Source organism: Enterobacter cloacae complex sp. FDA-CDC-AR_0164 (assembly GCF_003071645.1).
Classification (GTDB): Bacteria; Pseudomonadota; Gammaproteobacteria; order Enterobacterales; family Enterobacteriaceae; genus Enterobacter; species Enterobacter ludwigii.
Genome location: NZ_CP028950.1, coordinates 4621319 through 4647188, shown reverse-complemented (window position 1 = coordinate 4647188; position 25870 = coordinate 4621319). Strand labels below are relative to the sequence as shown.

Sequence of the window (25870 nt, the reverse complement as noted above, 5' to 3'; positions counted from 1 at the left end):
CCTGCTGCGGGGTTTTTATTATGTTGAGTTGAGAGTTAAGTTTCATGGAATCCCTGACGTTACAACCTATCGCGCGGGTAGATGGCACCATTAATCTGCCTGGTTCAAAAAGTGTCTCGAACCGCGCTCTGCTGCTGGCAGCTCTGGCAAACGGCACCACCGTCCTCACAAACCTGCTGGACAGCGATGACGTGCGCCATATGCTCAATGCGCTGAAAGCGTTGGGAGTTCATTACACGCTGTCTGACGACCGCACCCGCTGTGAAGTGACCGGCAACGGCGGCGCGTTACGCTCGGCTGAAGAGCGTGAACTGTTTCTGGGTAATGCGGGGACGGCGATGCGACCGCTGGCGGCGGCCCTGTGCCTGGGCAGCAACAATATTGTGCTGACCGGTGAGCCACGCATGAAAGAGCGTCCCATTGGCCATCTGGTGGATGCCCTTCGTCAGGGCGGCGCGCAGATTGAGTATCTGGAGCAGGAAAATTACCCGCCTCTGCGTCTGCGCGGTGGTTTCAATGGCGGTAACGTCGATGTGGATGGCAGCGTCTCCAGCCAGTTCCTGACGGCTCTGCTGATGACTGCGCCGCTGGCACCTCGGGATACGGTCATCACCATCAAAGGCGACCTGGTCTCTAAACCGTACATTGATATTACGCTGCACCTGATGAAAACCTTCGGGGTTGAGGTGGAAAACCGCGCTTATCAGCAATTCGTGGTTCGCGGTGCGCAGCAGTACCAGTCTCCGGGTCATTACCTTGTGGAAGGTGATGCTTCGTCTGCCTCCTATTTCCTGGCGGCAGGGGCGATTAAGGGCGGTACGGTGAAAGTGACCGGCATTGGCCGTAACAGCGTTCAGGGCGATATCCGTTTTGCTGACGTGCTGGAAAAAATGGGCGCCACGATTACCTGGGGCGATGATTTCATCTCCTGCACCCATGGCGAGCTGAACGCTATCGATATGGACATGAACCATATCCCGGATGCGGCGATGACCATTGCCACGGCGGCGCTCTTCGCAAAAGGCACCACGACGCTGCGTAACATTTACAACTGGCGCGTAAAAGAGACTGACCGTCTGTTCGCGATGGCGACCGAACTGCGTAAAGTGGGCGCCGAAGTGGAGGAGGGCGAAGACTACATCCGCGTCACGCCTCCGGCAAAACTGCAGTTTGCGGAAATCGGCACCTATAACGATCACCGCATGGCAATGTGCTTCTCGCTGGTGGCGCTCTCCGATACGCCGGTGACCATTCTCGACCCGAAATGTACGGCGAAAACCTTCCCGGACTACTTCGAGCAATTGGCGCGTATCAGTACCCCTGCCTGATTTGCCTTCGCGCCAGCCTCTGTGCTGGCGCGCTTACACCGTTCCCACTCATTGACGTGATGATCTACACTTCTGAAGATGTGCGCCTGCCGCCTGCAAGCAACGCGAACGATGTAGAAGTATCATTGCGCAATAATTCTTCATCTAAATACCTGTAATTCGCGTTTTTGCACACAACGTTAACGATTGTGGGCATTGGCGCGTATAATGCGCGGCGTTTACGTTAACGGTATGCCTGTTTAAGGAGATAAAGATGACGGCAATTGCCCCGGTCATAACCATTGATGGCCCAAGCGGTGCAGGAAAGGGCACCTTGTGCAAGGCAATGGCGGAAGCATTGCAATGGCATCTGCTGGACTCTGGTGCTATTTACCGCGTGTTAGCGCTTGCGGCGCTGCATCACCATGTTGATGTGGCCTCCGAAGACGCGCTGGTTCCGCTGGCTACCCATCTTGATGTTCGCTTTATCTCAACCAACGGAAATCTGGAAGTGATTCTCGAAGGTGAAGATGTCAGCGGTGAAATTCGGACTCAGGACGTGGCGAATGCCGCTTCACAGGTTGCCGCTTTCCCGCGCGTGCGTGAAGCACTGCTGCGCCGTCAACGCGCCTTCCGCGAACTGCCTGGCCTGATCGCTGACGGGCGTGACATGGGAACCGTTGTCTTCCCTGATGCGCCAGTGAAAATTTTCCTCGACGCCTCCTCGGAAGAACGGGCTCAACGCCGCATGCTTCAGTTGCAGGAAAAGGGGTTTAGTGTTAACTTTGATCGCCTTTTGTCCGAGATAAAAGAGCGCGATGACCGCGATCGTAACCGCGCCGTCGCCCCACTTGTTCCTGCAGAAGATGCATTAGTTCTGGATTCAACCAGTTTAACTATTGAGCAAGTGATTGAAAAAGCGCTACAATATGCGCGCCAAAAACTGGCACTCGCGTAATTGCGACCGATTTAGCAGTACCCCCGCTGCAATGGATTGACGGCGGGTATGTGAAACAACCCCATCCGGCACGGAGCCAGGTGGACGTTATATTAACCTGAAGATTAAACATGACTGAATCTTTTGCTCAACTATTTGAAGAATCCTTAAAAACAATCGAAACCCGTCCGGGTTCCATCGTTCGTGGTGTTGTTGTTGCTATCGACAAAGACGTAGTACTGGTTGACGCCGGTCTGAAATCTGAGTCCGCCATTCCGGCAGAGCAGTTCAAAAACGCCCAGGGCGAGCTGGAAATCCAGGTTGGTGACGAAGTTGACGTTGCTCTGGATGCAGTAGAAGACGGCTTCGGCGAAACCCTGCTTTCCCGTGAAAAAGCTAAACGTCACGAAGCTTGGATCACGCTGGAAAAAGCTTACGAAGAAGCTGAAACTGTGGTCGGTGTTATCAACGGCAAAGTTAAAGGTGGCTTCACTGTTGAGCTGAATGGTATTCGTGCGTTCCTGCCAGGTTCTCTGGTAGACGTTCGTCCAGTCCGTGACACCCTGCACCTCGAAGGCAAAGAGCTTGAGTTCAAAGTAATCAAGCTGGACCAGAAGCGTAACAACGTTGTTGTATCCCGTCGTGCCGTTATCGAATCCGAAAACAGCGCAGAACGCGATCAGCTGCTGGAAAACCTGCAGGAAGGCATGGAAGTCAAAGGTATCGTTAAGAACCTCACTGACTACGGCGCATTCGTTGACCTGGGCGGCGTTGATGGCCTGCTGCACATCACCGACATGGCGTGGAAACGCGTTAAGCACCCAAGCGAAATCGTGAACGTGGGCGACGAAATCACTGTTAAAGTGCTGAAGTTCGACCGCGAGCGTACTCGTGTATCCCTCGGCCTGAAACAGCTGGGCGAAGATCCATGGGTAGCTATCGCTAAGCGTTACCCAGAAGGTACTAAACTGACTGGTCGCGTTACCAACCTGACTGACTACGGCTGCTTCGTTGAAATCGAAGAAGGCGTTGAAGGCCTGGTGCACGTTTCCGAAATGGACTGGACCAACAAAAACATCCACCCATCCAAAGTTGTTAACGTTGGTGATGTAGTGGAAGTTATGGTTCTGGATATCGACGAAGAACGTCGTCGTATCTCCCTGGGCCTGAAACAGTGCAAAAACAACCCATGGCAGCAGTTCGCGGAAACCCACAACAAGGGTGACCGTGTTGAAGGTAAAATCAAGTCTATCACTGACTTCGGTATCTTCATCGGCTTGGACGGCGGCATCGATGGCCTGGTTCACCTGTCTGACATCTCCTGGAACGTTGCAGGCGAAGAAGCAGTTCGTGAATACAAAAAAGGCGACGAAATCGCTGCAGTTGTTCTGCAGGTTGACGCAGAGCGTGAACGTATCTCCCTGGGCGTTAAACAGCTCGCAGAAGATCCGTTCAACAACTGGGTTGCACTGAACAAGAAAGGCGCAATCGTAAACGGTAAAGTCACTGCAGTTGACGCTAAAGGCGCAACCGTAGAACTGGCTGACGGCGTTGAAGGTTACCTGCGCGCTTCTGAAGCTTCACGTGACCGCGTTGAAGATGCCACTCTGGTTCTGAACGTTGGTGACGACGTTGAAGCTAAGTTCACCGGTGTTGACCGTAAGAACCGTGCAATCAGCCTGTCTGTTCGTGCTAAAGACGAAGCTGATGAGAAAGATGCAATCGCAACTGTTAACAAACAGGAAGATGCAAACTTCTCTAACAACGCAATGGCTGAAGCTTTCAAAGCAGCTAAAGGCGAGTAATATCAGGTTGTCCGCATCATTTTGAGCTGTAACGCATTTACAGCGAGAAGGATGAGGAGCAAACTTGACAGATTAGAGGATTCGTCCTGTAATCAATAACAAAGGGCGGCTACGGCCGCCCTTGTTTAATGAGCTGTTCAGCTAATTGGTTTGAAAGGAACCGGAGGAATCATGACCAAGTCAGAATTGATTGAAAGACTTGCCAGTCAGCAACCGCATATCCCTGCGAAAGCAGTGGAGGATGCCGTAAAAGAGATGCTGGAGCATATGGCCTCCACTCTTGCCCAGGGCGAGCGCATTGAAATCCGCGGTTTCGGTAGTTTTTCTCTGCACTATCGTGCTCCACGTACCGGGCGTAACCCGAAAACTGGCGATAAAGTCGAACTGGAAGGTAAGTACGTTCCACACTTTAAGCCGGGTAAAGAACTGCGCGATCGCGCCAACATTTACGGCAACTGAGTTTAGCCATCAGCGCTAAACTGGGTTCGAAAGAAAGCACCTGCGGGTGCTTTTTTTGTGCCTGTCGCTTTTATTCTGAAGATGCCGCGCAATTTTCCTTTTGTTTTCTGCAAACGGATAAAAATGCTTCAGCGCCCGCTGTAAACCGCGTTTCTTCTGGCTGACGACTCACCCTGCCTGCTTCCATACTGTCACCCTCAAACAGGGAGGTAGTAATGGGCATTCCCGCGATAAGTCTTTGCGCCATTCTGGCGATCGTGCCGTTACTCTGGTTACCCGTCCTGCCTGAACGTCATACCGTGTGGGTAATGATAGCCGGTGGGATAGCGCTGGCCGCCCAGCGACACAACGTCCTGAAGCATATGGGGATCATGGTGTTATTTTGTGTCTGGGGTCTTCTTGCTGCGCAGGAAAGCGTCTGGCCGATGCAACATTTAACGACGGGAGCAGTGCAGGCAGAGATAGAAATCACGGCCACCGATGGTGCAACAATGCATCAGGGCAACATTCTGCGTGTCGATGGTCAACGCTGGTGGGCATCCACGGGCGTGACGCTGTATGGCAATTACCTGCCGCAAAAGGTGTGTGCCGGTCAGCGCTGGGCTATGACGCTCAGGCTCCGGCCTGTGCATGGCGAGCTAAACGACGGGGGATATGATCCCCAGCGAAGCGCCTTTGCCCGACACCAGACGCTCAGCGGACGTTTCACGCAGGCGAAAATCGTCGATGAAAACTGCAGCTTGCGTGCTCAGTACCTGATGTCACTGCAACACCGGCTTTCTGCTTTTCACTGGGGCGCGGTTATGCTTGGGCTGGGGATGGGAGAACGTCTGGAGGTGCCCCGGGAAATTAAAGATCTGATGCGCGACACCGGCACGCTGCACCTGATGGCAATTTCGGGTCTGCATATTGCGCTGGCCGCATCCATCGTCTGGTTACTTGCGCGTGGGCTTCAGTTCTTGATGCCGGGCCACTGGATCCACTGGCAGATTCCTCTCCTGGCCGGGTTGTTCTTTGCCGCTTTCTACGCCTGGCTTACCGGGCTGCAACCGCCCGCATTGCGAACGGTTATCGCACTTGCCGTGCTGGCGGCATTGCGCATTGGCGCCCGTCAGTGGTCTCCCTGGCAGGTGTGGTGTTGCTGTATCGCGGCAATCCTGATAAGCGATCCCTTAGCCGTGCTTTCTCAAAGTCTGGCCCTTTCAGCTTTTGCCGTCGCCGCGCTGATTTTCTGGTTTCAGTGGCTGCCTCTTCCTCGCGGGCACCGGGTTCGCTGGTTACAGCCTCTGGTGAATCTTCTTTATCTGCAAACCGGCATGTTGCTTCTGCTCATGCCATTACAGGTGCTGATTTTTCATGGGTTTAGCCTCTCTTCCCTGGTGGCTAATCTCTTTGCCGTCCCCCTGGTCACTTTTGTCTGCGTACCGCTGATCCTGGCCGGAATGTTGCTTCATCTGTTGCCGCTGACGGCGCTGGAAAGTGCCCTCTGGTTTGCAGCCGATAAATCCCTAGGGGGGTTGTTCTGGATGCTGATGCGCCTGCCGGATGGCTGGCAGAATGTAGATGAACGATGGCAATACCTGACGTTATTGCCCTGGCTTGCCATTATCGGCTGGCGCTTTCATGCCTGGAAATCCGTTCCTGCAGTTTGTCTGGCAGGGAGTATCTTACTGGCATTTCCGCTTTGGCGAACGGTGAGGAGTGAGGGCTGGACACTGCATATGCTGGATGTGGGGCAGGGACTGGCAATGGTCATTGAACGCCATGGCAAAGCCCTTCTTTATGATACCGGGCTCGCCTGGCCGGGTGGTGATAGCGCCCGGCAGTTAATCATTCCGTGGCTACGCTGGCACCATTTGCAACCAGAAGGCGTCATCCTCAGTCATGAGCATCTCGACCATGCGGGCGGCCTGGCGACGCTGCAAAAAACATGGCCCACATTATGGATAAGAAGCCCGTTAGGCCGGGCGGAACATCGGCCTTGTTTTCGCGGGCAGAGATGGATATGGGAGGGGTTAACCTTCACCGTCCACTGGCCACCTGAGGGCTATTCCGAAAGGGGGAACAATCGCTCCTGTGTGGTAAAAATCGACGATGGTGAGCAAAGTGCGTTGCTTACGGGAGATATTGAAGCGCAAGCGGAACAGACTATGCTTAGCCATTACTGGCGTCATCTGACGTCCACTGTAATACAGGTACCCCATCATGGCAGCAATACGTCTTCATCATTGCCACTGGTGCAGCGGGTAGAGGGGAGGATCGCGCTCGATTCTGCGGCCCGCTATAACGCATGGCATTTTCCGTCGGCAAAAGTTATCAGACGTTATCGAAAAGAGGGCTATATCTGGCACGATACCCCCCATTCTGGACAAATATCGGTGACATTCTCGCAACATCGATGGCAAATACAGCGCGTACGTGATGAATATTTACCGCGTTGGTATCATCAGTGGTTTGGCGCGCCCGGAGATAACGGGTAGAATATGCGGCTATTTCAACAGATGCTGGTTTTTTGAATGCATAACGACAAAGATCTCTCCACGTGGCAAACCTTCCGCCGACTCTGGCCGATGATTGCACCTTTTAAAGCAGGCTTGATCGTGGCGGGTGTAGCGTTAGTCCTCAACGCAGCCAGCGATACGTTTATGTTATCGCTTCTCAAACCGTTACTGGATGACGGTTTTGGTAAAACAGATCGCTCAGTGCTGATATGGATGCCACTGGTGGTTATTGGACTGATGATCTTACGCGGTATCACCAGCTACATTTCGAGCTACTGTATCTCCTGGGTTTCCGGGAAAGTCGTTATGACCATGCGCCGTCGGCTGTTTGGCCACATGATGGGCATGCCAGTAGCGTTCTTTGATAAGCAGTCTACCGGTACCTTGCTGTCACGTATTACCTACGACTCCGAGCAGGTGGCATCATCGTCGTCCAACGCGCTGATTACCGTGGTGCGTGAAGGTGCATCGATTATTGGTCTGTTCATCATGATGTTCTATTACAGCTGGCAGCTGTCACTGATCCTTATCGTGCTGGCACCGGTTGTCTCTATTGCTATTCGCGTCGTTTCAAAGCGTTTTCGCAACATCAGTAAGAATATGCAGAACACGATGGGCCAGGTTACGACCAGCGCTGAGCAGATGCTGAAAGGGCATAAAGAGGTGTTGATTTTCGGCGGGCAGGAAGTCGAAACCAAACGCTTTGATAAAGTCAGCAACAAAATGCGTCTGCAGGGGATGAAAATGGTTTCGGCCTCTTCAATTTCTGACCCTATCATCCAGCTGATCGCTTCTCTGGCGCTGGCCTTTGTTCTGTATGCGGCCAGCTTCCCGAGCGTGATGGAGACGCTGACGGCAGGTACCATCACCGTGGTCTTCTCATCGATGATTGCCCTGATGCGTCCGCTGAAATCACTGACGAACGTCAACGCTCAGTTCCAGCGCGGGATGGCTGCCTGCCAGACCCTGTTCAGCATTCTGGATACCGAACAGGAGAAAGATGAAGGTAAACGCGAGATTGAACGCGCCCACGGCGATGTTGAATTTCGCAATGTGACTTTCACCTATCCTGGCCGCGAAACGCCGGCTTTGCGTAACATCAACCTGTCCATTCCCGCGGGTAAAACCGTTGCGCTGGTAGGCCGCTCTGGCTCAGGTAAATCCACCATCGCCAGCCTGATCACCCGTTTCTATGATATCGACGAGGGTGAAATCCTGCTGGATGGCCATGACCTGCGGGAGTATACCCTGCAGTCGCTGCGTAACCAGGTGGCGCTGGTCTCCCAGAATGTGCATCTCTTCAACGATACGGTGGCAAATAACATTGCCTATGCGCGTACAGAAGAGTACAGCCGTGCGGAGATTGAAAAGGCCGCTCGTATGGCCTATGCGATGGACTTTATCAACAAGATGGATAACGGTCTGGATACCATTATCGGTGAGAACGGTGTACTGCTCTCCGGTGGCCAGCGCCAGCGTATCGCCATTGCTCGTGCGCTGTTGCGTGATAGCCCGATTCTGATTCTGGATGAAGCAACCTCTGCGCTGGATACGGAATCTGAACGTGCCATTCAGTCTGCGCTGGATGAGCTGCAAAAGAACCGTACGTCGCTGGTGATTGCGCACCGTCTGTCGACTATCGAGCAGGCTGACGAAATCGTTGTTGTTGAAGATGGCGTGATTGTCGAACGCGGAAGCCACTCTGATTTGCTGGCGCACCGCGGCGTTTACGCCCAACTGCATAAGATGCAATTCGGCGAATGATTGCACGCATCTGGTCCGGTGAATCACCGCTGTGGCTGCTGCTTCTGCCGCTTTCCTGGCTTTATGGCCTGGTGAGCGGCGCCATTCGTCTGCTTTACCGTCTGGGGTTGAAGCAAGCATGGCGCGCGCCGGTGCCGGTTGTCGTGGTGGGTAACCTGACGGCTGGCGGCAACGGTAAAACACCGGTGGTGATCTGGCTGGTGGAGCAACTGCAAAAACGCGGTATACGCCCAGGCGTGGTATCGCGTGGGTATGGCGGAAAAGCGGCGCAGTATCCCCTGTTGCTGACGGCGGAAACTACGACCGCTGAAGCGGGTGATGAGCCAGTATTGATATACCAGCGTACAGGTGCACCTGTTGCGGTTTCCCCGGTACGCAGTGATGCCGTTCAGGCACTTCTTGCCGAACACACGGTAGACATTATTATTACTGACGATGGTCTGCAGCATTACGCGCTGGCGCGTGATAAAGAGATTGTGGTCATTGACGGGGTTCGCCGGTTCGGTAACGGCTGGTGGCTACCCGCCGGGCCAATGCGCGAACGCGCTTCGCGTCTCAGGTCCGTTGATGCGGTGATTGTTAACGGTGGAGAGGCCAAACCGGGTGAGATCCCTATGCATCTCAGGCCGGGAATGGCGGTGAATCTGTTGACCGGAGAGCGCCGTGCTGTCTCGTTGTTACCCGCGCTGGTGGCCATGGCGGGTATCGGTCATCCTCCGCGTTTCTTCGCGACGCTGGAACAGTGTGGTGCCCGGCTTGAAAAACGCGTTCCGCTGGCCGATCATCAGGCGCTGGTGCCAGATCAGGTCGCGGCCCTGACTGCGCCGGGGCAGACGCTAATCATGACTGAAAAAGATGCGGTGAAATGCCGTGCCTTTGCGAAGGATAACTGGTGGTATCTGCCGGTTGACGCTGAACTCAGCGGTGAGCAACCGGAACAATTGCTCAAGGAACTGATTGCGTTAGTGCAGTAATGGCTTACGCGGTTCTGGTGGCGCTTTGACTGACAGGAAAACGCATGTCTTTACCGCAACTCTCGCTTTCAGCCGCACGTCATTTGCACCTTGCCGCACAGGGGCTGCTCAAAAAGCCCCGCCGCCGCGCGCAGCCCGCCGATATTCTCTCTACCGTTCAGCGCATGTCGCTCCTTCAAATTGACACCATTAATATCGTGGCCCGTAGCCCTTACCTTGTGCTGTTTAGTCGGCTGGGGAATTATCCGCCTCAGTGGCTGGATGACGCGCTCAGTAAGGGGGACTTAATGGAGTACTGGGCGCACGAGGCCTGTTTCCTGCCGCGCAGCGATTTTGCCCTGGTTCGCCATCGCATGCTGGCCCCCGAAAAGATGGGCTGGAAATACCGCCAGGAATGGATGCAGGAGCACGCGACTGAAATTGTACAGCTTATCGAGCATATTCAGCAAAACGGTCCTGTACGTTCCGCCGATTTTGAACATCCGAGAAAAGGGACCAGCGGCTGGTGGGAGTGGAAGCCGCACAAACGCCACCTTGAAGGACTGTTTACGTCCGGCAAAGTCATGGTGATTGAACGGCGTAATTTTCAGCGCGTGTATGACCTGACGCACCGCGTGATGCCCCACTGGGACGATGAGCGTGACTTACTCACCCAGGAGGCAGCGGAAGCTATCATGCTGGAGAACAGCGCCCGCAGTCTGGGCATTTTCCGGCCGCAGTGGCTGGCGGATTACTATCGCCTTCGCCAGCCGGCCCTGAAACCGCTGCTGGAAATGTGGCAGCGTGAACATCGTGTTATCCCCGTCACGGTAGAAACCCTCGGGGACATGTGGCTGCATTCGGATCTCCTCCTGCTCTTACCCCAGGCTCTGGAAAGTAAGCTTCAGGCAACCCACAGCGCGGTGTTATCGCCTTTCGATCCGGTCGTGTGGGACAGAAAACGGGCCGAACAGCTGTTTAATTTCAGCTATCGGCTTGAGTGTTACACCCCCGCGCCAAAGCGTCAGTACGGCTACTTTGTGTTGCCTCTGCTGCACAAAGGGCAACTGGTCGGTCGAATGGACGCCAAAATGCACCGAAAAACCGGCACGCTGGAGATTATCGCGCTCTATCTTGAAGAGGGGATCAAGACCACCGCGGCGCTGGAAAAAGGATTAACCTCCGCCATTAGCGAATTCGCATGCTGGCAGGGGGCCCACGACGTGGCGCTGGGTCGGGTGCCTGACGGGTTGTTTAGCACCTGTCGACGTGGCTGGGAAACAGACACTCCCTGAAAAAGGAATGTGTTAAGCTTTAGCGATTACCCATACGGAGGAACTATGGATCACCGTTTACTTGAAATTATTGCCTGCCCGGTGTGCAACGGCAAACTTTATTACAGCCAGGACAAACAAGAGCTGATTTGCAAGCTGGACAGTCTGGCATTCCCGCTGCGCGACGGTATTCCGGTATTGCTGGAAAACGAAGCCCGCTCCCTGGTGGCAGAAGAGAGCAAACCATGAGTTTTGTTGTCATTATTCCTGCGCGTTATGCATCAACCCGTCTGCCGGGTAAACCGCTGGTGGATATCAACGGCAAACCGATGATTGTGCATGTCCTTGAACGTGCGCGTGAGTCCGGTGCTGAGCGCGTTATCGTGGCAACCGATCATCCGGACGTTGCCCGTGCGGTTGAGGCGGCTGGCGGAGAAGTGTGCATGACCCGCGCCGATCACCAGTCCGGCACAGAGCGGCTGGCAGAAGTGGTTGAGAAATGCGGTTTTAGTGATGATACGGTCATCGTTAACGTACAGGGCGACGAGCCGATGATCCCGGCGGTCATTATTCGCCAGGTGGCGGAAAACCTGGCGCAGCGCCAGGTCGGTATGGCTACGCTCGCGGTACCTGTGCTCCACGCTGAAGAGGCGTTTAATCCGAACGCGGTGAAAGTGGTGATGGATGCCGAGGGCTATGCGCTCTACTTCTCTCGCGCCACTATTCCCTGGGATCGTGATCGTTTTGCGGTTTCAAAAGAGACCATTGGTGATTCATTCCTGCGTCATCTGGGGATCTACGGCTACCGTGCTGGCTTTATTCGTCGTTATGTTACCTGGGCACCCAGCCCGCTGGAGCATATCGAAATGCTGGAGCAGCTCCGCGTGCTCTGGTACGGGGAAAAAATCCACGTTGCCGTTGCGCAGGAAGTGCCAGGTACGGGTGTTGACACCCCGGAAGATCTTGAGCGCGTCCGCGCCGAATTGCGTTAATAGCGCCCGCATCCCTCCTTGCGGGGGGATGTTCTCTCCAGGTTATTTTCCCTTTCTTTTCCATAATTGATCTCTGTCGGGTGACATCTTCTGTCCGCGCGCTCATTATAAAAGCAGTAGTCTTAATGGGGGTAATCTCATATGGAACAGCTGCGTGCTGAACTGAGCCATCTGCTGGGTGAGAAGTTAAGCAGGGTTGAGTGTGTGAACGAAAAGGCAGATACCGCACTCTGGTCGTTATATGACAGCCAGGGAAACCCAATGCCGCTGATGGCCCGAAGTTTTACCTCGCCGGGCGTTGCCAGGCAGTTGGCCTGGAAAATGTCGATGCTTGCGCGACAAGGGACCGTCCGCATGCCGACGGTGTATGGCGTGATGACGCATGAAGAACACCCCGGCCCCGATGTCCTGCTGATTGAGCGGTTACGTGGCGTGCCTGTGGAAGCGCCGGCTCGTTCACCGGAACGCTGGGAACAGCTGAAAGATCAGATTGTCGAGGCGCTACTGGGTTGGCACAGACAAGACAGCGGTGGGCTCGTCGGGCCGGTAGACAGCACCCAGGAAAACCTGTGGCCACTGTGGTACCGCCAGCGGGTCGAAGTGTTGTGGGGCACCCTTAACCAGTTTAATAACACCGGTTTGACCATGCAGGACAAACGTATTTTGTTCCGCACCCGGGAGTGTTTGCCCGCGCTGTTTGACGGCTTTAACGACAACTGCGTGCTGGTTCACGGCAATTTTACCCTGCGCAGCATGCTGAAAGACCCTCGCAGCGACCAGCTTCTGGCAATGGTAGGGCCAGGGATCATGCTCTGGGCACCGCGCGAGTACGAGTTGTTCAGGCTCAGCGACAGCGGGGCCGCAGAGGGGTTACTCTGGCATTATCTCCAGCGCGCGCCGGTTGCAGAAGCGTTTCTCTGGCGCCGCTGGCTCTATCTGCTCTGGGATGAAGTGGCGCAACTGGTCAATACTGGCCGTTTTAATCGTGCCAACTTCGATCTCGCCACGAAATCACTCCTGCCCTGGCTCGCCTGACGCGCCTTTTAGCCATTGCCAGAGGCGTCCAAGCGTTTCGTAACCGACACGATCGCTGTGCATCAGCCATACCGGGGACGGGATCGCCCGTTCCCACGGGTTAAGCGGCGCGTCGATGGCCATCTGGTTAGCCGGCGCGGGGAGGGGATGCAGGCCAACTCTTTCGAAGAAAATCATCGCCCGCGGCAGGTGCGAGGCGGACGTAACCAGCAGGAACGGAGCATCGCCAATCGCCTGCTTCACGGCGGCAGCTTCTTCTTCAGTGTCTTTTGGGCTGTCCAGCGTGATGATAGCGGAACGCGGTACACCCAGCGATTCAGCCACTCTGGCTCCGGCTTCGGCCGTGCTGACCGGGTTTGTTTTTGCCGCCGCACCGGTAAAGATCATTTTCGATCCCGGATTCGCCAGCCACAGGCGAATGCCTTCGTTCAGTCGAGGCAGGCTGTTGTTAATCAGGTTTGAACTGGGCGCCCAGTTCGGATCCCAGGTGTAACCCCCACCCAGCACCACGATATACTTCACCTCCTGATGACCCTGCCATGTCGGGTACCTGTTTTCGACAGGGCGTAACAGGCTATCCGCGACCGGTTGCAGACTCAGCAGCAGGAGGACCAGCCAGCCGACGGTAATAAGCGTTTTGCCACTTTTCTGAAAGCGACTAAACCACACCAGCGCCAGCCCCAGCGCAATGATGATAAGCAGCAATGGAAGGGGAAGCATCATCCCCCCAATGTATTTCTTCAGGGTAAAAAGCATCCTTTTTGGTTCCTTTTTTAACCATATAGCAGGTGATTACTCGTGATATTACACCAGAGAGGTTCATTCTCCGCGCGGGTGTGACAAAATAGCGGTTTTGCAGTTAGCGAGTGGAACTCTCCCAATGCGGGATCGCAATTTTGATGACATCGCGGAAAAGTTTTCGCGCAACATTTATGGCACCACGAAAGGGCAGTTGCGTCAGACGATCCTCTGGCAGGATCTGGACAACATCCTGGCCTCGTTTGAGGGGCAAACGTTGCGCGTGCTGGACGCTGGCGGCGGTGAAGGGCAGACGGCTATCAAAATGGCCCAGCGCGGTCATCACGTAACGCTTTGCGATCTTTCTGCTGAGATGATCGCGCGTGCGACGCGTGCCGCAGAAGAGAAAGGTGTGAGCGACAACATGCATTTTATACAATGCGCCGCTCAGGACATCGCACAGCATTTGGAAACCCAGGTTGATCTGATATTGTTTCATGCAGTGCTGGAGTGGGTTGCCGATCCGCAAAGCGTGTTACGCACCCTGTGGTCGATGTTGCGCCCGGGCGGTACGCTGTCACTGATGTTCTACAATGCTAACGGCTTCCTGATGCACAACATGGTTGCGGGTAACTTCGACTATGTTCAGGTCGGGATGCCAAAAAAGAAAAAACGCACGCTTTCCCCGGATTATCCGCGCGATCCGCAGCAGGTGTATGGCTGGCTGGAAGAGATTGGCTGGCAGATAACCGGGAAAACGGGCGTCAGGGTGTTTCATGATTATCTGCGTGAAAAACACAAACAGCGTGACTGTTTTGACACCTTAACAGAATTAGAAACGCGGTATTGCCGTCAGGAACCTTTTGTCAGTCTTGGCCGCTATATTCACGTCACCGCGCACAAGCCGCAGATGCAAGGATAACCTATGAGTGAATTTTCCCAGACAGTCCCCGAACTGGTTGCCTGGGCCAGGAAAAACGATTTCTCCATCTCGCTGCCGGTAGACAGACTCTCTTTCCTGCTGGCGGTTGCCACGCTGAACGGCGAACGGCTGGATGGCGAAATGAGCGAGGGTGAACTGGTGGATGCGTTCCGCCATGTCAGTGATGCGTTTGAGCAAACCAGCGAAACCATTAGCGTGCGTGCCAACAACGCAATCAACGATATGGTGCGTCAACGTCTGCTGAACCGCTTTACCAGCGAGCAGGCGGAAGGAAACGCCATCTATCGTCTGACGCCACTGGGTATCGGCATCACCGATTACTACATCCGCCAGCGTGAATTTTCCACGCTGCGTCTTTCCATGCAGCTCTCGATTGTGGCGGGTGAACTTAAGCGCGCTGCCGATGCAGCGGATGAAAACGGTGACGAATTCCACTGGCACCGTAACGTCTATGCGCCGCTGAAATATTCGGTGGCAGAGATTTTCGACAGCATCGATCTGACCCAGCGTCTGATGGATGAACAGCAGCAACAGGTAAAAGACGATATCGCGCAGTTGCTGAATAAAGACTGGCGTGCGGCCATCTCCAGCTGTGAAATGTTGCTGTCGGAAACCTCGGGTACGCTGCGTGAACTGCAGGATACGCTGGAAGCGGCAGGGGATAAGCTTCAGGCGAACCTGCTGCGCATCCAGGATGCGACCATGGCCCATGACGATCTGCATTTTATTGACCGTCTGGTGTTCGATCTGCAGAGCAAACTCGATCGTATTATCAGCTGGGGTCAGCAGTCGATTGACCTGTGGATCGGTTATGACCGCCACGTGCATAAATTTATCCGTACCGCGATCGATATGGATAAAAACCGCGTCTTTGCTCAGCGTCTGCGCCAGTCGGTACAGACCTATTTCGATGCGCCATGGGCGCTGACTTACGCCAGTGCCGATCGTCTGCTGGATATGCGCGACGAAGAGATGGCTCTGCGCGATGAAGAAGTGACCGGTGAACTGCCACCGGATCTGGAATATGAAGAGTTCAACGAAATTCGTGAGCAACTTGCGGCGATGATCGAAGAACAGCTCGCTGTCTACAAAACCAGACAAGTGCCGCTGGATCTTGGGCTCGTGGTGCGCGACTATCTGGCGCAATATCCTCGCGCGCGCCACTTCGACATCGCCCGCATCGTGGTAGACCAGGCCGTGCGTCTGGGCGTCGCGCAAGCAGATTTCACCGGGCTGCCGCCGAAGTGGCAGCCGATTAACGATTACGGAGCCAAGGTACAGGCGCATGTCATTGACAAATATTGAACAAGTGATGCCAGTTAAGCTGGCACAGGCGCTGGCGAATCCGTTGTTTCCGGCGCTGGACAGCCAACTGCGTGCCGGTCGTCACATTGGCTTAGACGAGCTGGACAATCACGCCTTTTTGATGGACTTCCAGGAGTACCTGGAAGAGTTTTACGCCCGCTATAACGTGGAGCTTATCCGCGCACCGGAAGGGTTTTTCTACCTGCGTCCACGTTCCACAACCCTGATTCCGCGTTCCGTGCTCTCTGAGCTGGATATGATGGTCGGCAAAATTCTTTGCTACCTCTATCTCAGCCCGGAGCGTCTGGCAAATGAAGGCATCTTCACCCAGCAGGAGCTTTACGACGAGCTGCTGGCGCTGGCGGATGAGAGCAAGCTGCTTAAGCTGGTGAACAACCGCTCCACCGGCTCGGATCTTGACCGCCAGAAATTGCAGGAAAAAGTTCGCTCTTCCCTTAACCGTCTGCGTCGTCTGGGCATGGTCTGGTTTATGGGCCATGACAGCAGCAAATTCCGCATCACGGAATCTGTCTTCCGCTTCGGCGCCGATGTGCGTGCGGGCGACGATGCGCGTGAAGCGCAGCTTCGCATGATCCGCGACGGTGAAGCGATGCCGGTGGAAAACCATTTGCAGCTCGATGATGAGCATGAAGAGAATCTGCCGGATAGCGGGGAGGAAGAGTAATGATTGAACGCGGTAAATTTCGCTCACTAACGCTGATTAACTGGAACGGCTTCTTTGCCCGGACGTTCGATCTGGATGAGCTGGTTACGACGCTCTCCGGTGGTAACGGTGCGGGTAAATCCACCACCATGGCGGCGTTTGTTACGGCACTGATCCCCGATCTGACGCTGCTTCATTTCCGTAACACCACCGAAGCGGGGGCGACCAGCGGCTCTCGCGATAAAGGCCTGCACGGTAAACTCAAAGCAGGCGTCTGTTATTCGGTACTGGACGTCATTAACTCCCGACATCAGCGTGTGGTGGTGGGGGTACGTCTGCAGCAGGTCGCAGGCCGTGACCGTAAAGTGGACATTAAACCGTTTGCCATCCAGGGTCTGCCAACCTCCATGCAGCCCACAGCGCTGCTGACGGAAACCCTGAATGAGCGCCAGGCGCGCGTGCTGACGCTGCAGGAGCTGAAAGATAAGCTCGAAACCATCGAAGGCGTGCAGTTCAAGCAGTTCAACTCCATTACGGATTACCACTCCCTGATGTTCGATCTGGGCGTTGTGGCACGTCGTCTGCGCAGCGCGTCTGACCGTAGCAAATACTACCGTTTGATCGAAGCATCGCTGTACGGTGGTATCTCCAGCGCCATTACCCGCTCCCTGCGCGACTACCTGTTACCGGAAAACAGCGGCGTGCGTAAGGCCTTCCAGGATATGGAAGCCGCGCTGCGTGAAAACCGCATGACGCTCGAAGCCATTCGCGTGACGCAGTCTGACCGTGACCTGTTTAAGCACCTGATTAGCGAGGCCACCAACTACGTGGCGGCGGACTATATGCGTCACGCCAATGAACGTCGTGTCCATCTAGATCAGGCGTTAGAGTACCGCCGCGAGCTGTTTACCTCCCGTAAACAGCTGGTGGCTGAGCAGTATAAGCACGTCGAAATGGCGCGTGAACTGGGCGAGCACAACGGTGCCGAAGGCGATCTGGAAGCCGATTACCAGGCTGCCAGCGATCACCTGAACCTGGTGCAGACCGCCCTGCGTCAGCAGGAGAAGATCGAGCGCTACGAAGCGGATCTCGATGAGCTGCAAATTCGTCTCGAAGAGCAAAATGAAGTGGTGGCGGAAGCTGCCGACATGCAGGAAGAGAACGAAGCACGTGCCGAGGCCGCCGAGCTGGAAGTGGATGAGCTGAAAAATCAGCTGGCCGATTACCAGCAGGCGCTGGACGTGCAGCAGACGCGTGCAATTCAGTATACCCAGGCACTTCAGGCGTTACAGCGTGCAAAAGAGCTGTGTCATCTGCCTGACCTCACCCCGGAAAGCGCTGACCAGTGGCTGGATACCTTCCAGGCCAAAGAGCAGGAAGCGACCGAGAAACTGCTCTCGCTTGAACAGAAGATGAGCGTCGCGCAAACGGCGCACAGTCAGTTTGAGCAAGCGTACCAGCTGGTTGTGGCAATTAACGGCCCGCTTGCGCGTAACGAAGCGTGGGAAGTTGCCCGTGAACTGCTGCGCGACGGTGTGAACCAGCGCCATCTGGCCGAGCAGGTTCAGCCGCTGCGTATGCGCCTGAACGAACTGGAACAGCGTCTTCGCGAACAGCAGGAAGCCGAGCGTATGCTGGCGGAGTTCTGTAAGCGCCAGGGCAAAAATTACGATTTCGACGATCTTGAAGCTCTGCATCAGGAGCTCGAAGCGCGTATTGCTGCGCTTTCCGATTCCGTATCCAACGCCAGTGAACAGCGCATGACGCTGCGCCAGGAGATGGAGCAGCTGCAGTCCCGTTCTAAGGTGCTGCTGCAGCGCGCACCAGTCTGGCTGGCTGCCCAAAGCAGCCTGAATCAGCTCAGTGAACAGTGCGGCGAACAGTTTGAGTCCAGCCAGGACGTGACCGAATATCTGCAACAGCTGCTGGAGCGCGAGCGCGAGGCGATTGTTGAGCGCGATGAAGTCGGCGCCCGTAAACGCGAGATCGATGAAGAGATTGAGCGCTTAAGCCAGCCTGGTGGTTCGGAAGATTCACGTCTGAACGCCCTGGCTGAACGTTTTGGCGGCGTGCTGTTGTCCGAAATCTATGACGATGTCGGTCTGGACGATGCGCCGTACTTCTCAGCCCTGTATGGCCCATCACGTAATGCGATTGTGGTCCCGGATCTGTCGCTGATTGCTGACCAGCTGGCAGGACTGGAAGATTGCCCGGAAGACCTCTATTTAATCGAAGGGGACCCGCAGTCGTTCGATGACAGCGTATTCAGCGTCGATGAGCTGGAAAAAGCGGTTGTCGTCAAAATCGCCGATCGTCAGTGGCGTTATTCTCGCTTCCCTGAGCTTCCGCTGTTTGGTCGCGCAGCGCGTGAAAACCGGATTGAAAGTCTGCACGCCGAGCGTGAGAAGCTGTCTGAACGTTTTGCGACCCTGTCGTTTGACGTGCAGAAAACCCAGCGTCTTCATCAGGCGTTCAGCCGCTTTATCGGCAGCCATCTGGGCGTGGCGTTTGAAGCTGACCCGGAAGCCGAAATTCGCAAGCTCAACACCCGTCGTGGCGAGCTTGAGCGTGCGATCTCAAACCATGAAAATGACAACCAGCAAAGCCGCGTTCAGTTCGAACAAGCGAAAGAGGGCGTTGCGGCCCTTAACCGCATCCTGCCTCGCCTGAATCTGCTGGCAGATGACACGCTGGCTGACCGCGTGGATGAGATTCAGGAACGTCTGGATGAAGCTCAGGAAGCGGCACGTTTTGTTCAGCAGTACGGTAATCAGCTGGCGAAGCTCGAACCAATGGTCTCCGTGTTGCAGAGCGATCCGGAGCAGTTCGAGCAGTTAAAAGAAGATTACGCCTGGTCGCAGCAGGTGCAGCGCGAAGCGCGCCAGCAGGCGTTTGCCCTGACGGAAGTGGTGCAGCGTCGGGCCCACTTCGGCTACTCCGATTCCGCGGAGATGCTGAGCGGTAACAGCGATCTCAATGAGAAGCTGCGTCAGCGCCTTGAACAGGCTGAAGCTGAACGTACTCGCGCCCGTGACGCGATGCGTAGCCACTCGGCACAGCTGAACCAGTACAATCAGGTTCTGGCCTCGCTGAAAAGCTCCTTCGACACCAAGAAAGAGCTGTTAAACGATCTTCAGAAAGAGTTGCAGGACATTGGCGTCCGTGCTGACAGCGGAGCAGAAGAGCGGGCGCGTATTCGTCGTGATGAACTGCATGCGCAGCTCAGTAATAACCGCGCACGTCGTAATCAGCTGGAAAAAGCGCTGACCTTCTGTGAAGCGGAAATGGATAACCTGACTCGTCGCCTGCGCAAGCTGGAGCGCGATTATCACGAAATGCGTGAGCAGGTCGTGACCGCGAAGGCGGGCTGGTGCGCCGTCATGCGGATGGTGAAAGACAATAACGTTGAACGCCGTCTGCATCGTCGCGAGCTGGCCTATCTCTCTGCGGATGAACTGCGCTCTATGTCGGATAAGGCGCTGGGTGCCTTGCGTCTGGCGGTGGCGGATAACGAACACCTGCGCGATGTGCTGCGTATGTCCGAAGATCCGAAACGCCCTGAGCGTAAGATCCAGTTCTTCGTGGCCGTTTATCAGCACCTGCGTGAGCGTATTCGTCAGGACATCATTCGTACCGACGATCCGGTCGAAGCCATTGAGCAGATGGAAATCGAACTGGGCCGCCTGACGGAAGAGTTGACCTCCCGCGAGCAGAAGCTGGCTATCAGTTCCCGCAGCGTGGCGAATATCATCCGTAAAACCATCCAGCGCGAGCAGAACCGAATTCGCCAGCTGAACCAGGGCTTGCAGAGCGTATCGTTTGGTCAGGTGAACAGCGTGCGTCTGAACGTGAACGTGCGTGAAGCGCACTCGACGCTGCTGGAAGTGTTGTCTGAACAGCACGAACAGCATCAGGATCTGTTCAACAGCAACCGTCTGACCTTCTCCGAAGCGCTGGCGAAACTGTATCAACGCCTTAATCCGCAGATTGACATGGGGCAACGCACGCCGCAAACCATTGGTGAAGAGCTCCTGGATTACCGTAACTACCTGGAAATGGAAGTGGAGGTTAACCGTGGTTCAGACGGCTGGCTCCGTGCGGAGTCCGGTGCACTCTCTACCGGTGAAGCTATCGGTACCGGGATGTCGATTCTGGTGATGGTGGTCCAGAGCTGGGAAGATGAAGCACGTCGTCTGCGCGGCAAAGATATCTCCCCATGTCGACTGCTGTTCCTGGATGAAGCGGCGCGTCTTGACGCCCGCTCAATTGCCACGCTGTTTGAACTCTGTGAGCGTCTTGATATGCAGCTCATTATCGCAGCGCCGGAGAACATCAGTCCTGAGAAAGGCACCACGTATAAACTGGTGCGTAAGGTATTCCAGAATACCGAACACGTTCACGTGGTCGGGTTACGCGGTTTTGCCCCACAGCCGCCAGAATCCTTACCGGAAACAACGGCAGACGCGTCCTGAGGCGTTTTCTCACCGTGAGCGGCGCACCAGCGCCGCTTTTTTTTTCGCTTAACTTGTGTTTAAGGCTGCGTTATCTTTAAACTTCTTTACATAAGGTAAGGCAACAGGTTTGCCGTCACCCTATAATAAAAGAAAGCCCCAACGTGATGGGCATGTCGTGAAAACAGGGGGCAAGGGATGTTGCTAAAGAAAAAATGTGGTCGTCAGCTGTCTGCGCTAAGTTTATGCCTGGCAGTGACGTTTGCTCCACTGTTAACCGCTCAGGCCGACGAGCCTGAAATTGTGCCGACTGACAGCACAGCAACGACTGGCACACAGCCAACGTCGCTGTCTCAACCGCTGAAGCAGTCTCCTGCGACGGCCATCATGGCCGGTATTAAACCGTTGCCAGAAGGCATCGACGCGGAATCGCTTCGCCAGCAGCTGCTGTCTGGGCTGCCAGCAGGCTACACGCCTGTCTATACCAGCCAGCTCACGCTGCTCTATGCGGCGCGTGACATGAAACCCATGTGGGAAAACCGTGATGCCGTGCGCGCCTTCCAGCAACAGCTGGCAGAAGTCGCCATTGCAGGGTTCCAGCCGCAGTTCACAAAATGGGTTGAGCTCTTAACCGATCCTGCTGTCACCGGGCAGGCGCGGGACGTGGTGCTTTCCGATGCCATGATGGGGTATCTCCAGTTTGTGGCCGGTATTCCGGTCAATGGTAACCGTTGGTTGTACAGCGATAAGCCTTACAAGCTGGCGACGCCGGCACTGTCGGTAATTAACCAGTGGCAACTGGCACTGGATAGTGGCGATCTGCCGCGCTTTATTGCGAGCCTCGCGCCGGCACATCCGCAATACGCGACCATGCATCAGTCGCTTCTGGAACTGGTCGGGGATTCACGTCCATGGCCGCAGATGCGTGGTACCGCGACGCTGCGTCCTGGACAGTGGAGCAGCGATGTGCCTGCCCTGCGTGAGATCCTCAAACGCTCCGGTATTCTGGATAGCGGGCCTAAAATTGCCCTGCCGGGTGACGATGCGCAAAGCGTTGTTGTCAGCCCGTCAGCCCCGGTGAAAGAGAAAAAAGCCGCCGTTCTGAGTGATAAGCCCGCGGCCTACGATCGGGAGCTGGTTGCAGCGGTTAAGCTGTTTCAGGCTGCTCAGGGGCTGGGTGCTGATGGCGTGATTGGCCAGTCAACGCGCGACTGGCTGAACGTCTCACCTGCGCAGCGTGCAGGGGTGCTGGCGCTCAATATCCAGCGTTTACGCTTGCTGCCAGGGACCCTCTCTACCGGCATCATGGTGAATATTCCGGCGTATTCGCTGGTCTATTACCAGAACGGCAGTGAAGTGCTGGCGTCACGCGTGATTGTGGGACGTCCCGATCGCAAAACGCCGATGATGAGCAGTGCCCTGAACAACGTGGTGGTTAACCCGCCGTGGAACGTACCGCCGACGCTGGCGCGTAAAGACATTCTGCCCAAGGTCTGGAACGATCCGGGTTACCTGGAACGCCATGGCTATACGGTGATGCGCGGCTGGAACAGCAAAGAGGCGATAGACCCCTATATGGTCGACTGGTCAACCATTACCGCGTCTAATCTGCCATTCCGGTTCCAGCAGGCACCAGGTGCGCATAACTCGCTCGGACGCTACAAATTCAATATGCCGAGTTCAGATGCTATCTATCTGCACGATACGCCGAACCACAATCTGTTCCAGAAAGACACCCGCGCGCTGAGTTCAGGCTGTGTGCGTGTCAATAAAGCCTCGGAGCTGGCTAATATGCTGTTGCAGGATGCAGGCTGGAACGATACGCGCATCTCTGACGCCCTGAAGCAGGGGGATACGCGTTACGTTAATATTCGCCATAATATTCCGGTCAATCTTTATTATCTGACGGCGTTTGTGGGTGAGGACGGGCGGACGCAGTATCGTACAGATATTTACAATTATGATCTCACGGCGCGATCCGGCGCACAAATTTTGCCAAAAGCTGAACAATTAATCAGGTAAATGAAGCAGTTCGGGAAAATAGGTTGTCGTAAGTAATGGTGAATACGGGGCTATATGGCTGGAGGCCGCGTATTTACTGGGGTTGGGTGCCTTGACGTAGTCGGCTTTGCCAGTTAAGGTGCCCTTCGTGCGCTAAGCATATTTACGATAAACATTGACCTGTAGACCTGATTATCATGGACAAATTTGACGCTAATCGCCGCAAACTGCTGGCGTTAGGTGGTGTTGCGCTCGGCGCAGCGGCCATCTTGCCGACGCCAGCATTTGCCACCCTCTCGACACCTCGTCCGCGAGTTTTAACGCTCAACAATCTCCACACCGGTGAGTCGCTAAAAGCGGAGTTCTTCGATGGCAGAGGCTATATTCAGGATGAATTAGCAAGACTTAACCATTTTTTCCGTGATTTCCGCGCGAATAAAATAAAAGCCATCGACCCAGGACTGTTTGATCAGTTATTCCGCCTTCAGGGCCTGCTGGGTACCAGCAAGCCAGTGCAGCTTATTTCTGGTTATCGCTCTGTTGATACCAATAATGAACTGCGCGCCCACAGCCGTGGGGTAGCGAAAAAAAGCTATCACACGAAGGGACAGGCAATGGATTTCCATATTGAAGGCGTTTCGTTAGCCAATATTCGCAAAGCTGCGTTATCTATGCGCGCAGGTGGTGTAGGATATTACCCAAGTAGCAACTTTGTGCATATTGATACCGGTCCGGTCCGGCACTGGTAATAACGAAACACAGGAGCAGTATGAACTATCGTATTATTCCGGTTACTGCATTCTCCCAGAATTGTTCATTAATCTGGTGTGAGCAAACCAAACTGGCCGCGCTTGTCGATCCCGGCGGTGACGCTGAGAAAATCAAGCAGGAAGTCGCTGATAGCGGTGTCACGCTGATGCAGATTTTACTGACGCATGGTCATCTTGATCATGTTGGTGCGGCGGCGGAGCTGGCACAGCACTTCGGTGTGCCTGTGATCGGTCCGGAAAAAGAAGATGAGTTCTGGCTGCAGGGTTTACCAGCCCAGAGCCGCATGTTTGGCCTTGATGAGTGTCTGCCCCTGACGCCCGATCGCTGGCTAAATGAAGGAGAGCGCGTTAACGTAGGGAATGTGACTTTACAGGTGTTGCATTGTCCTGGGCATACGCCAGGCCATATTGTCTTCTTTGATGACCAGTCCCGTCTGCTGATTTCCGGCGATGTGATTTTCAAAGGTGGCGTAGGACGCAGCGATTTTCCACGTGGCGACCACGGACAGCTGATTCAGTCGATTAAACAGAAGTTGTTGCCGCTGGGCGATGATGTGACGTTTATCCCTGGACACGGTCCGATGTCGACGCTGGGTTATGAACGACTCCATAACCCGTTCCTTCAGGACGAAATGCCTGTCTGGTAACCAGAATAAAAAAAAGCCTGCATTATGCAGGCTTTTTTTATGGGGGCAATTTACAGCACGGCGACGATGGCTTCGCACAGCGGCGCCATATTGTCTGGGGTCATGCCTGCAACGTTGACGCGGCCAGACGCCACGGCGTAGACGCCAAACTCTTCACGCAGACGCAGAACCTGTTCTTTGGTCAGGCCGCTGAAAGAGAACATACCGTTCTGCTTAATAATAAAGCTGAAGTCACGGTCAGCGCCTTTCTCCGCAAGGGTGTTCACAAACAGCAGACGCATGCGCTGAATACGCTGACGCATATCGTTCAGCTCTTGTTCCCAGATAGCGCGCAGTGCATCGTTGCTCAGGATAGTCGCAACGACAGAGGCACCGTGTGCAGGCGGGTTAGAGTAGTTAGCGCGGATCACGGATTTCATCTGGCTGAATGCACGATCAACGGTTTCAGTGTTCGCCGCAACCAGCGTACAGGCACCGACACGCTCATTGTACAGACCGAAGTTCTTGGAGTAAGAGCTTGCCACGATCAGTTCCTGATGCACGGCAGCAAAAGCGCGCAGGCCTTCCGCGTCTTCTTCCAGACCACGGGCGAAGCCCTGGTATGCAAAGTCAAACAGCGGCAGCCAGCCTTTTTCTACGGAGAGCTTCGCCAGCTGTTCCCACTGTTCCAGCGTTGGATCAATACCGGTTGGGTTGTGGCAGCAGCCGTGGAACAGCACCACATCACCCGCCTGAGCCTCGTTCAGGCTGGCCAGCAGACCGTCGAAGTCCAGAGAGTGGTTAGCCGCGTCGTAGTAAGCATATTCGCGTACTTCCAGGCCTGCAGAGTTGAATACGCTCTTGTGGTTTGGCCAGCTTGGGTTGCTCACCCAGACACGCTTAACAGAGGTGTTTTTCGCAAGGAAATCCGCCGCGACGCGCAGCGCGCCGGTACCGCCAGGAGTCTGTGCTGTACGCGCACGCTTGTCGCTCACAATTGCACTGCCTTTGCCGAACAGCAGTTCCTGAGTGCAACGACCAAATTCAGGGATACCATCAATACCGAGGTAATTTTTGGTGGTTTCATTTTCCAGCAGATACTGCTCAGCTTTTTTAACGCTGGTCAGCACCGGGGTTTTGCCGGTTTCATCTTTATATACACCAATACCCAGGTTGATTTTACCAGGGCGGTCGTCGGCACGAAACAGATCGGCCAGGCCCAGAATAGGGTCGGCAGGAGCGGCGGTAATGTTCTCAAACATGACGAAGTTCCATTGTGATTACAGAAGTGAAATCCGCTATCAGGTTAACGGTAGATTTACAAAATGCCAACCGTTTGCGACAA

20 protein-coding genes are annotated in these 25870 nt (G+C 54.9%); 18 read left to right on the top strand and 2 right to left on the bottom strand.

Going from position 1 to position 25870, the window contains the following annotated elements; translation table 11 throughout:
• Nucleotides 1–44 precede the first annotated feature (44 nt).
• From aroA to AM410_RS22870, 11 genes are all read left to right on the top strand, one after another.
• On the top strand, nt 45–1328 hold the full coding sequence (gene aroA / locus AM410_RS22920) for a 3-phosphoshikimate 1-carboxyvinyltransferase (protein ID WP_108648520.1): 1284 nt from the start codon (nt 45–47) through the stop codon (nt 1326–1328).
• Between the two features lie 253 nt (nt 1329–1581).
• Entirely contained in the window at nt 1582–2265 is a 684-nt protein-coding gene (gene cmk, locus AM410_RS22915; RefSeq protein WP_014169386.1) for a (d)CMP kinase, read from the top strand.
• 110 nt (nt 2266–2375) lie between these two features.
• A complete protein-coding gene (gene rpsA / locus AM410_RS22910; RefSeq protein WP_014169387.1) occupies nt 2376–4049 on the top strand; it encodes a 30S ribosomal protein S1 in 1674 nt (557 codons plus the stop codon).
• A 171-nt stretch (nt 4050–4220) separates the two neighbouring features.
• Nucleotides 4221–4508, top strand: coding sequence for an integration host factor subunit beta (gene ihfB / locus AM410_RS22905; protein WP_008499965.1), 288 nt, complete (start codon nt 4221–4223; stop codon nt 4506–4508).
• 215 nt (nt 4509–4723) lie between these two features.
• Nucleotides 4724–6988 (top strand): ComEC family protein, encoded by a 2265-nt coding sequence (locus AM410_RS22900; RefSeq protein ID WP_108648518.1) that lies wholly within the window; start codon nt 4724–4726, stop codon nt 6986–6988.
• Between the two features lie 36 nt (nt 6989–7024).
• Nucleotides 7025–8773, top strand: coding sequence for a lipid A ABC transporter ATP-binding protein/permease MsbA (gene msbA / locus AM410_RS22895; RefSeq protein WP_020884816.1), 1749 nt, complete (start codon nt 7025–7027; stop codon nt 8771–8773).
• Nucleotides 8770–9747: a tetraacyldisaccharide 4'-kinase gene (gene lpxK, locus AM410_RS22890; protein ID WP_025204549.1), complete on the top strand. Its 978-nt coding sequence runs from the start codon at nt 8770–8772 to the stop codon at nt 9745–9747. The genes msbA and lpxK overlap by 4 nt, the downstream gene beginning before the upstream one ends.
• 44 nt (nt 9748–9791) lie before the next feature.
• A complete protein-coding gene (locus tag AM410_RS22885; protein ID WP_108648516.1) occupies nt 9792–11021 on the top strand; it encodes a winged helix-turn-helix domain-containing protein in 1230 nt (409 codons plus the stop codon).
• 45 nt (nt 11022–11066) lie between these two features.
• On the top strand, nt 11067–11249 hold the full coding sequence (ycaR, locus tag AM410_RS22880; RefSeq protein ID WP_006174474.1) for a protein YcaR: 183 nt from the start codon (nt 11067–11069) through the stop codon (nt 11247–11249).
• Entirely contained in the window at nt 11246–11992 is a 747-nt protein-coding gene (gene kdsB, locus AM410_RS22875) for a 3-deoxy-manno-octulosonate cytidylyltransferase (protein WP_014169394.1), read from the top strand. The genes ycaR and kdsB overlap by 4 nt, the downstream gene beginning before the upstream one ends.
• A gap of 141 nt (nt 11993–12133) precedes the next feature.
• Complete coding sequence (locus AM410_RS22870; RefSeq protein WP_014169395.1) at nt 12134–13027, top strand: YcbJ family phosphotransferase; 894 nt, start codon at nt 12134–12136, stop codon at nt 13025–13027.
• On the opposite strand, the gene elyC is transcribed toward AM410_RS22870, so the two are convergent.
• Complete coding sequence (gene elyC, locus AM410_RS22865; protein ID WP_020884813.1) at nt 13004–13783, bottom strand: envelope biogenesis factor ElyC; 780 nt, start codon at nt 13781–13783, stop codon at nt 13004–13006. The genes AM410_RS22870 and elyC overlap by 24 nt on opposite strands.
• A gap of 124 nt (nt 13784–13907) precedes the next feature.
• Here elyC and cmoM point away from each other — a divergent pair, with 124 nt between their 5' ends.
• The 7 genes from cmoM (at nt 13908) to AM410_RS22830 (ending at nt 24546) form a co-directional block, all read left to right on the top strand.
• Nucleotides 13908–14687 (top strand): tRNA uridine 5-oxyacetic acid(34) methyltransferase CmoM, encoded by a 780-nt coding sequence (cmoM, locus tag AM410_RS22860; RefSeq protein ID WP_032677804.1) that lies wholly within the window; start codon nt 13908–13910, stop codon nt 14685–14687.
• Nucleotides 14688–14690: 3 nt separating this feature from the next.
• A complete protein-coding gene (gene mukF, locus AM410_RS22855) occupies nt 14691–16013 on the top strand; it encodes a chromosome partition protein MukF (RefSeq protein ID WP_014169399.1) in 1323 nt (440 codons plus the stop codon).
• Nucleotides 15994–16698, top strand: coding sequence for a chromosome partition protein MukE (mukE, locus tag AM410_RS22850; RefSeq protein ID WP_014169400.1), 705 nt, complete (start codon nt 15994–15996; stop codon nt 16696–16698). Before mukF ends, mukE begins: the two co-directional genes overlap by 20 nt.
• On the top strand, nt 16698–21149 hold the full coding sequence (gene mukB, locus AM410_RS22845) for a chromosome partition protein MukB (RefSeq protein ID WP_044857323.1): 4452 nt from the start codon (nt 16698–16700) through the stop codon (nt 21147–21149). The genes mukE and mukB overlap by 1 nt, the downstream gene beginning before the upstream one ends.
• Nucleotides 21150–21326: 177 nt before the next feature.
• A complete protein-coding gene (gene ldtD, locus AM410_RS22840; protein ID WP_108648514.1) occupies nt 21327–23150 on the top strand; it encodes a L,D-transpeptidase in 1824 nt (607 codons plus the stop codon).
• 176 nt (nt 23151–23326) lie between these two features.
• The gene (locus AM410_RS22835) at nt 23327–23878 is read left to right on the top strand and encodes a YcbK family protein (RefSeq protein ID WP_014169403.1); all 552 of its coding nucleotides are present in this window, start codon (nt 23327–23329) and stop codon (nt 23876–23878) included.
• 20 nt (nt 23879–23898) lie between these two features.
• Nucleotides 23899–24546: an MBL fold metallo-hydrolase gene (locus tag AM410_RS22830; protein WP_020884810.1), complete on the top strand. Its 648-nt coding sequence runs from the start codon at nt 23899–23901 to the stop codon at nt 24544–24546.
• A 50-nt stretch (nt 24547–24596) separates the two neighbouring features.
• Here AM410_RS22830 and aspC read toward each other — a convergent pair whose 3' ends face one another.
• Nucleotides 24597–25787 (bottom strand): aspartate transaminase, encoded by a 1191-nt coding sequence (gene aspC, locus AM410_RS22825; protein WP_020884809.1) that lies wholly within the window; start codon nt 25785–25787, stop codon nt 24597–24599.
• Nucleotides 25788–25870 lie beyond the last annotated feature (83 nt).